At 65.3% G+C, this 7,991-nt stretch carries 6 protein-coding genes; 5 read left to right on the plus strand and 1 reads right to left on the minus strand.

Annotation, left to right across the window (positions count from 1 at the left end; genetic code table 11):
• Positions 1-34: 34 nt before the first annotated feature.
• Entirely contained in the window at positions 35-3,181 is a 3,147-nt protein-coding gene (locus EK403_RS01045; protein WP_128775653.1) for a type ISP restriction/modification enzyme, read from the minus strand.
• A 202-nt stretch (positions 3,182-3,383) separates the two neighbouring features.
• On the opposite strand from EK403_RS01045, the gene minC reads away from it, so the two are divergent.
• The 5 genes from minC to EK403_RS01070 all read left to right on the plus strand — a co-directional run bounded on the left by minC (position 3,384) and on the right by EK403_RS01070 (position 7,704).
• The gene (gene minC / locus EK403_RS01050; RefSeq protein ID WP_128775654.1) at positions 3,384-4,106 is read left to right on the plus strand and encodes a septum site-determining protein MinC; all 723 of its coding nucleotides are present in this window, start codon (positions 3,384-3,386) and stop codon (positions 4,104-4,106) included.
• Positions 4,107-4,175: 69 nt separating this feature from the next.
• Complete coding sequence (gene minD, locus EK403_RS01055; protein ID WP_128775655.1) at positions 4,176-4,994, plus strand: septum site-determining protein MinD; 819 nt, start codon at positions 4,176-4,178, stop codon at positions 4,992-4,994.
• Positions 4,991-5,263 carry a cell division topological specificity factor MinE gene (gene minE / locus EK403_RS01060; protein ID WP_128775656.1) on the plus strand — a complete coding sequence of 91 codons (273 nt, stop codon included), beginning with the start codon at positions 4,991-4,993 and terminating at the stop codon, positions 5,261-5,263. Before minD ends, minE begins: the two co-directional genes overlap by 4 nt.
• 138 nt (positions 5,264-5,401) lie before the next feature.
• Complete coding sequence (locus EK403_RS01065; protein WP_128775657.1) at positions 5,402-6,229, plus strand: phytanoyl-CoA dioxygenase family protein; 828 nt, start codon at positions 5,402-5,404, stop codon at positions 6,227-6,229.
• Between the two features lie 185 nt (positions 6,230-6,414).
• Positions 6,415-7,704: a sulfotransferase gene (locus EK403_RS01070; protein WP_128775658.1), complete on the plus strand. Its 1,290-nt coding sequence runs from the start codon at positions 6,415-6,417 to the stop codon at positions 7,702-7,704.
• Positions 7,705-7,991: the final 287 nt, after the last annotated feature.

Here is a 7,991-nt window from a genome sequence, read left to right on the forward strand (position 1 = left end):
GCCGAATCGTCTCGTCAAGCGCCAGTATGGCGGCTCAGGACGCCGGCGCGAGCGGAGCTTCGGCCTTATCCACGGCCGGAAAAGCGGCGAGATAGGCGGCGTCGATTCGCGCCATCTGCGCGATGGTGAAGGCGAGCGTCTCGGCCACTTTGCCGACATGCTCGATTTCGGTCAGCGAAAGCGTGCGGCCCTTGCGGCTCTTCAGGTATTTGTCGAGAACCTGATAGCCGCCGATATGGAAGCCCCAGACCTCCGCCGGCACGGGCGCAAAACGCTGGATCTTGTTGATCCAGATCGCATGCTCCTCCGGCGAGTACCGCACAGCCTCGACCGCGTGGTCGCCCTTGCCTTGATAGAGGCCGAGGCGGGGCTCGTGCTTCGGCGCCGCCTTCAGCAAGTGCGCCTGCACCAGGGTCCAGCCGAGGTCGGAAAGAGCGTCGAACTGCGCCTTCGCTTCGGGAAAGGGAATGCGGGGGAAATCAAGGCGCAGGAACTCGGCATAGCGGCTGCGGTAGCTCGGCGCGTAGAGCACGGCGTAGATGTAGCCGAGGAGTTCTTCCGGCGTGTAGTGATGGTCGTAGCGGGCGTCGAGGAAGGCGCGGAAGTCTGTGTCGAACGTCTCTATTCCTCCTCGCCATAACGGGAAGATGAAGCCGTTGTTTGACGTCAGCGGTGACATGCAGATCGCTTCGATCGGCTGATTGACAATCTGCGCGTGGCGGAAGCTTTCCCCCTTCGTCATGCGCGAGGTCACCAGAGCGACGTTCTTGCCCGAGAGCATCAGGTTCATCGCGCGCTCTCGCCTGTGAACGGCAACGTTGGCGTCCCAGATGGTCCAACGCGTATCGAACGGCCGATAAAGAACGTGCGTTGTTAGCTTCTCAAGATTTACAGTAGGCAGTTCTTGCATTGCTTTCTCGTATTTCCACTGCGACTGCGTGCAAAGCCGGAAAAGTTGTCGGGCTTCCGCTTCCGAACAGGTGGCGAGAAGGTCACCCACCTTTCGCTGCGCTTCTTCAGGTGTGAACGAGATCGCGAACTGGTCGTGAGTGGTTACAAAGCCCGGCGCGGGGGTGCCGAGAGGGCTGAATATGGCACGTATCGAGACGAGTTGACGGTATGCTTCGGCGGAGAACTTATCCTGCTCGGTCAACAGCCAATCGGGTACGTCAGGAGCAATGGCGTTAGGAATAGCTTGATTGACGCTCAGCTCGGCTGAGCGCTGATATTTCTTCAGCCTCTTACCCCAAACGTCGCCGCGCCACACGCCCTTCTCCAGTCCTCGCCGCTTCACGAAGAGACTGATCGCCACACCCTGTTCGATGTCGAAGACGTTCTCGTCTTTCGAGCCGTCCGGAGCCGTCTCCTTCTTCTTCGCGTTACCGTGCAGGTCGAGCACGTAGACGCGATCGAAGCTTTCAAGCAGAGACTTGCGCATCCCCTTGAAGGTCGGGTTGTCCAGCCAGGAATGGTTAGTGATGACGCCGACGATTCCCTCGTCTACCGCGTCCATCTTCATCTGCGCGAAGCGGATGAACTTGACGTAGTCATCCTGAAGCCATTTGCCCTGAGCTGGCTTCGACAGCTCCGGAAAGCCCTTGCGGTATTCGGCGATGCTGGTGGTAATCCAAGTTCCGTGGTTCTTTGAATGCCCGGAATAGGGCGGGTTCCCGGTGATCACTAGGATCGGCTTGTCCTTGACTGCCTGCGCCGCCTCCACCTCGCGACTCAACGCCGGCAGCATGAAGTCGCGCTGCGGCTCCACCGGCTCTAAAGTGTTCGTCAGGAAAACCTGCAGCCGCTCGCCGCCCTTCAGCGGGTGGCCCTTGTCCTTCAGGTATTGCGACAGCTTCAGGTGCGCGATGGTGTAGGGCGCCATCAGATATTCGAAGCCGTAGATGTTCTTCAGCAGATGCTCGCGCACGATCAGGTCGGCGGCACCGGCCTCCGGGCCGCCGATCGTCTCGAAGATCTTTTCGAACACTTCGAGCAGGAAGGTGCCGGTGCCGCAGGCGAAGTCCAGCACCGTCACCTGTTTGTGGTCGGCGAGGCCCTTCTCGATGCCGAAGCTGTCTTTCAGAATGTCGTCGATGGCCCGGATGATGAAGTTCACCACCGGCGGCGGGGTGTAGTAGACGCCGCGCTTTCTGCGCTCTTCCGGATTGAACGCCTTCAGGAAGTCCTCGTAGAAATAGATGAACGGGTCGCGCTCGAAGAGCCGATGTTCCTCCTCGTCCTCCGCCCGCACCTTGCGGCTGACGGCCTTGCGGGCGCGGAACGACAGGTCCTCGTGGATGGCGGCGAGGTCGACGCCGTTGACGATCGACAGCAGTTCCTCGATCACCCAGCGGATGTCGCCATAGGGCTTCTCGTTCATCTCGTCGAGAAACCGCACCAGCTCGCGGATCAGCGCGAAGCTGCCGGGGATGTGCTGGCGGACGTTGTCGAGCGTGACGGTCTCTTCGTCGCCGGCGTTCAGCCGCGCAAGGAACAGGCCGTAGGCCAGCATCTGGGCGAAGGCGTCGGCGAAGTCGCCGACGCCGAGGTCGTGGAAGACCTGTTTTCTGAACACCTCGTGGAGCGCGAGCAGCCGGCCCTCGCGGTGCTCCTTGATCTGCCGCTGCAACTCCTCCGACAGGAAGTCGCGCAGCATCGCGGCGCGTTTGGCCAGAGCGATCGCAAGAACCTGCCCCTTGTCGATGCGCCCGGGCGCGGCGGAGAAGAAGCCGCGCAGGAGCATGCGGACCGCCTCCACCCGCTCCGGCTTCAGCGCGAGCTTTCTCGTCGAAAGGTCCTCGGAGTGGGCGAGGCGTTCGCGGATCATCTCGCCGTCCGGCCTGATCCAGACGAATTCGAGATAGTCCGTCAGCACAAGATTGTCGGTGAGCGTGCGGTACTTCTTGATCTGCTCCGACTTCAGAATCTTTGAAAGATTTTCGTCGATCTGCTTGACCTCGACATAGCCTGCGATCCGGCTCGCCCGTGTGACCTTGAAGTCAGGCGAGCCTGCGCCCGCCTTGTCGCGACGCGGCTCATGCGTGATGCGAGCCCCCGGCTTCGCGTCGTCAGCCGCCGCCTTCAGCAGAACCTCGAGGGCGGCCCGGTCCGTGTGCTCTGTGCCGTCCTCTTCCCGATAGGTTCTTGCGAGCGCGCGAAAATAGGCTTCGAAGTCAGCGGCCACGACATCCCTCCAGAATCGTCGTCAGTCTAGCGAGTTGCAGGCTTCCGGTCGAAGCTACGTGAGCGCGAGGGCTGTCAGTCGCGCGTCAGGCATCCCCCCACCCGGCAAAATCTGCCTCCCGCTTAACGCCTCGTTAACCACGTCGGCGCGAGGCTCGGGGTCAACGGTTCGTTAACCGCCAACCCCGAGTCGGAACGCCCACGTGTCGCCAGCAGCCCTGCAGATCGTCCCCCAAAACGCCGAGCCCGAAACGTCAGCCAAACGCAAGCCGGTGCGGTTCGGGGGGCGGTCCTTCATGGCGCTGGTGCTGGCGCCCGAGCCGCCGGTCGATGAGTGGCTGGCCGAGCTCGACGAGCTCGCCGCGCGCTCGCCCGGCTTCTTCGGCTCGCGGCCCGTGGTGCTGGACGTCGCGGCGATCAAGCTGTCGCCCCGGATGCTGGCGGCGTTCATCGGCGAGCTGGAGATCCGCGGCGTGCGCCTGATCGGCGTCGAGGGGTGCGATCCAAAGTTCCTGGACGGGCCGAACGCGCGGCTCGCGACGCCGGTCGGCGGCCGGGCGGCGGGCGAGCTCTCGGCGCCGGAAGCCAAGGGCGCGGCCGGGACATCGCTCGTCGTCGACCAGCCGGTGCGCTCCGGCCAGACCATCTCGTTCAACGGCGACGTGACGATCTGCGGCTCGGTCGCGTCCGGCGCCGAGATCGTGGCCGCGGGGTCGATCCATGTCTATGGCGCTTTGCGCGGCCGGGCGATCGCCGGGTCTTCGGGCTCGCCTGCGGCCCGCATCTTCTGCCGCAGGCTCGACGCCGAGCTGCTCGCGATCGACGGCGTCTACATGACGACCGACGAGCTCGACCCGGCGCTCCGCGGCAAGCCCGCCCGCGCCTGGCTCGCCGGCGAGCAGCTCAAGGTCGCGGCGCTCGATTGAGTTTTTTTGTCCGCGTTCGTCCCGTGACGGTGATTTGGCGACGACGGCTTTCCTGGGGGAGTGAACGAAATGGCTGAGGTTCTGGTCGTCACGTCGGGCAAGGGGGGCGTCGGCAAGACGACGTCGACCGCCGCCCTGGGCGCGGCGCTGGCCCAGACGGGGCAGAGCGTCGTGGTGGTGGATTTCGACGTCGGGCTCCGCAACCTCGACCTCGTGATGGGGGCCGAGCGGCGGGTGGTCTACGACCTCATCAACGTCGTGCAGGGCGACGCCAACCTCAACCAGGCGCTGATCCGCGACAAGCGGATCGACACGCTGTCGCTCTTGCCCGCGAGCCAGACCCGCGACAAGGACGCGCTCACCGCCGAGGGCGTCGAGCGGGTGGTGAACGAGCTCAAGGGCCGGTTCGACTGGATCATCTGCGACTCGCCGGCCGGCATCGAGCGCGGCGCCTATTTCGCGATGCGGCATGCGGACCTTGCGGTGATCGTCACCAATCCGGAAGTGTCGTCGGTGCGCGATTCGGACCGCATCATCGGGCTCCTGGATTCGAAGACCGAGAAGGCCGAGCGCGGCGAGACCATCGAGAAGCTGCTGCTGCTCACCCGCTACGACCCCGTGCGGGCGGAGCGCGGCGACATGCTGAAGGTCGACGACGTGCTCGAGATCCTGTCGATCTCGCTGCTCGGCATCATCCCGGAGAGCCCGGAGGTGCTGAAGGCCTCCAATCTCGGCTCGCCCGTGACGCTGTCGAACCCGATCTCGGCGCCGGCGCGCGCCTATGCGGACGCGGCCCGGCGCCTCCGCGGCGAAACCATCCAGATGACGGTGCCGAGCGAGAAGAAGCGCTTCTTCGGCAACCTGTTCGGCAGGAGGGCGGCGGCATGAGCGTCCTCAGGTTCTTCACCCGTCGGTCGACGGCGCCTGCCGCCCGGGAAAGACTGCAACTCCTTCTGGCCCATGAGCGGGCGGTGTTCGGCCGCGCGGATCTCGTCGCCCTGCTCCAGGACGAGATCCTCGCGGTGATCGCCAAGCATGTGGCGATCGATCCGGAGAAGGTGCGGGTCAAACTGGACCGTCAGGACAGCTGGGCGACGCTCGAGGTCGACATCGAGATCCGCAGTCCCGCGACCGGCCCCCTCAAGATGGCGGGCTGACGCGCCTCCCCACGATTGCGCCTCAGGCGCATCTCAAGACCGCCTCTCGCCGGGGCGGTCTTTTTTTTCGCGTTTTTCTCGTGTTAGGGATGCGGGCGGGCGCGTCCAAACGCCGCCAGATCCTTTGGAGTTCTTACAATGACGCCAGCCGAAGCGCTCGCAAAGCAGGGCTTCTACCCGCTTCCCGGCGCCTTTTCCGCCGTGGCCGGGGATGCGGCCAAGGAGATCAAGCAGGAGCTCGCCTCGGGCCCCGAGTTCAACGGGGTCGTCGGCGTCGGCGACGCCTTCAACCGGATGAGCACCGTCCGCGACTTTCTTTTCCACGACACGGTCAGGCAGTCCTACGCCAAGGTCTTCTCCGACACGCCGGTCTTCCTCCAGGCGTCGGACATCCATAACGGTTTCGTCCAGGGCAACTGGCATCGCGACTGCGCGAACAAGGGCCTGAACAAGGGCCTGGACTGGGACGAGAAAGAGTTCATCTACCGCAACTACAAGCTGATGATCTATCTCGAGTGTGACGACTACTCGTTCTGCGTGAAGCCCCGCACCAATCATCGCAAGCTCAAGGACGAGAAGGACGGCGTGGACAACTACTTCACCGTCTCGGTGGAGGACGCCGCCAAGACCGACTTCGACAAGGTCGAGCAGCCGGTCCAGTTCATCCCGCAGCCGGGCGACGCGGTGATGTTCGACCTGCGCACCACGCATCGCGGCCAGGGCCTGAACTCCGAGCAGTTCTCCAAGCGCGCCTCGAACAAGCTGACGCTGTCCTACGTGTTCGCCGACCGCAACCCGCACGCCCACCGCTTCCACAGCTACCGGACGATGCTGAAGCAGGGCTATCGGCCGATCGCCGAGCAGCATCAGCAGAAGCTCGCCCAGGAAGGCCTGTGGTGGGACAAGCTGAACCAGAACTATTTCGACACGCACCAGGACGAGATGGAGTTCGTCGTCCTGAAGTGAGGCGATCGGTCCGCCTGTCCGGCCTGCGTCGAGCGCGGCCGGACGGCGGCTCCGAAACCGCGGTCGTCGGTCCAACGGACCGGGCCGCGACCTGACGTCAAGCGCGCGGTCGAGCGCAAGGACCGCCTGCAGCGCGCCCGTCGCGGAGCCGTCGGCGCTCCGCTGATCGAGGAACCAAAGCAGCGATGAGCGAAGCAGACATCAAAGAGACCGCCGCAGGCGGCGCTCCGAAGCCCGCGCGCGCCAGCGGCAAGCGGGCCGCGGCGCGCAGGGCTGCGGGCGAAGGCGCGAAGGGCGAAGGCGGACGAAAGCGCGCTGCGGCCGGCAAGGGCGCAGGCGGCGGCAAGGGCGCAAGCGGCGGCAAGCGGGCCGAAGGAGGCAAGGGCGCCGGAGGCGGCAAGAAGAAGGCGGCCCGTCTCGCCGCCGGGCTTGTCGGCGAGGCGAAGGTCGGGGCAAAGCCGCGTCGGGGCATGAAGAAGGCCGAGGGTCAGGGCGCCAAGGCCGAGGCCCGGAAAGAGGCGAAGCAGACCGAGCGGCTGGCGCGGAAAGCCGCCCGGGCCGAACAGACCGCGGCCGCGATCGCTGCGGCGGCCGGGCTCTCCCCTGACGTCGCCGGTCCCGGCCCCGACTTCTTCTGCGTGGGGCTGCAGAAGGGCGGCACGCAGTGGCTCTACGATCAGCTCCAGGGCCACGCTGATTTCTGGATGCCGCCCTATAAGGAAATCCACTACTTCGATCGGGAATTTCCCTACAAGAAGATTTCGAAGGCCGCACAGAAATTCTTCGCCAAGCCCAAGAAGGTCGCGAAGTCCCGCGAGGGACGCGGCGACGCTCCGGTCGACGACCGCGGCGCGATCTTCTTCCAGCGCGTCGCAGCCCTCGAAGGGCGGCCGCTCGACATCGAAGACTATGCCCGGCTGTTCGAGCCGAAGGGCGCGCTGCTGTCGGGCGACGTGACGCCCGGCTATTCGACCCTCGACGAGGACCTGATCGGGGCGCTGGCCAAGCGGTTCCCGGAGGCCAAGGTCTGCCTCATGCTGCGCGAACCGGTTTCGCGGCTCTGGTCGCAGTGGCGCATGGTCAACGAGAACGAGCCGGATCCGGCGCAGGCCGAGCTCAATTTCCGGCGCTTCAAGAACTTCGTCGATCGGCCGAATGTGGTGGCGCGCTCCTATCCGAGCGAGATCGCGCGCAAATGGTCGGCCGCCTTCGGCGACCGCTTCCGCTTCTTCTTCCTCGACGACGTCGTGAAGCGGCCGGACGAGACGCGGGCCGAGCTGCTCCGCTTCCTCGGCGGCGACCCCGGGAAGCCGTCCGTCGTGAGGCCGGATTTCAACCGCAAGGCCAAGGTCGCCGGAGCGGAGCGGACGGCCAAGATGCAGAAGCTGCTGCAGGCGCGGTTCGCCGAGGAGCGGCGGCGCTGCGCCGAGATGTTCGGCGGCCCCGCGGCCGGCTGGCCCGACGCGCCTTACTGAGGCGAAAACAGCGGTCGGCATTTTTTGTCGACCGCGCCGCAACCGGGAAGCGCCTTCGTCCGTACTCGACCGGTTCGGCCTACGGGGGCGCATGACGGATCGGGACGCGGAAGCGGCGCTGCTGGCGCTGCTCAGGAATCTCACGGACATCGACGACCAGGCGATCGCCGATCAGGCGATCCGCCTCTAACTCGACCGCTTCGGCGACGACGGCGCCGCGCGCATGGCGGCCATCCGCCGTCTAACGCAGTCGACGCTCGAACCCTTGAAGCCGGAGCGGCCCGCCC

It is taken from the genome of Hansschlegelia zhihuaiae, from assembly GCF_004103825.1.
GTDB lineage: Bacteria > Pseudomonadota > Alphaproteobacteria > Rhizobiales > Methylopilaceae > Methylopila > Methylopila zhihuaiae.

Excerpts from the sequence above, each read along its gene's own strand:
- minE (WP_128775656.1), top strand. The coding sequence starts at position 4,991 with ATGAGCGTCCTCAGGTTCTTCACCCGTCGGTCGACGGCGCCTGCCGCC.
- EK403_RS01065 (WP_128775657.1), top strand. The coding sequence starts at position 5,402 with ATGACGCCAGCCGAAGCGCTCGCAAAGCAGGGCTTCTACCCGCTTCCC.
- minD (WP_128775655.1), top strand. The coding sequence starts at position 4,176 with ATGGCTGAGGTTCTGGTCGTCACGTCGGGCAAGGGGGGCGTCGGCAAG.
- EK403_RS01070 (WP_128775658.1), top strand. The coding sequence starts at position 6,415 with ATGAGCGAAGCAGACATCAAAGAGACCGCCGCAGGCGGCGCTCCGAAG.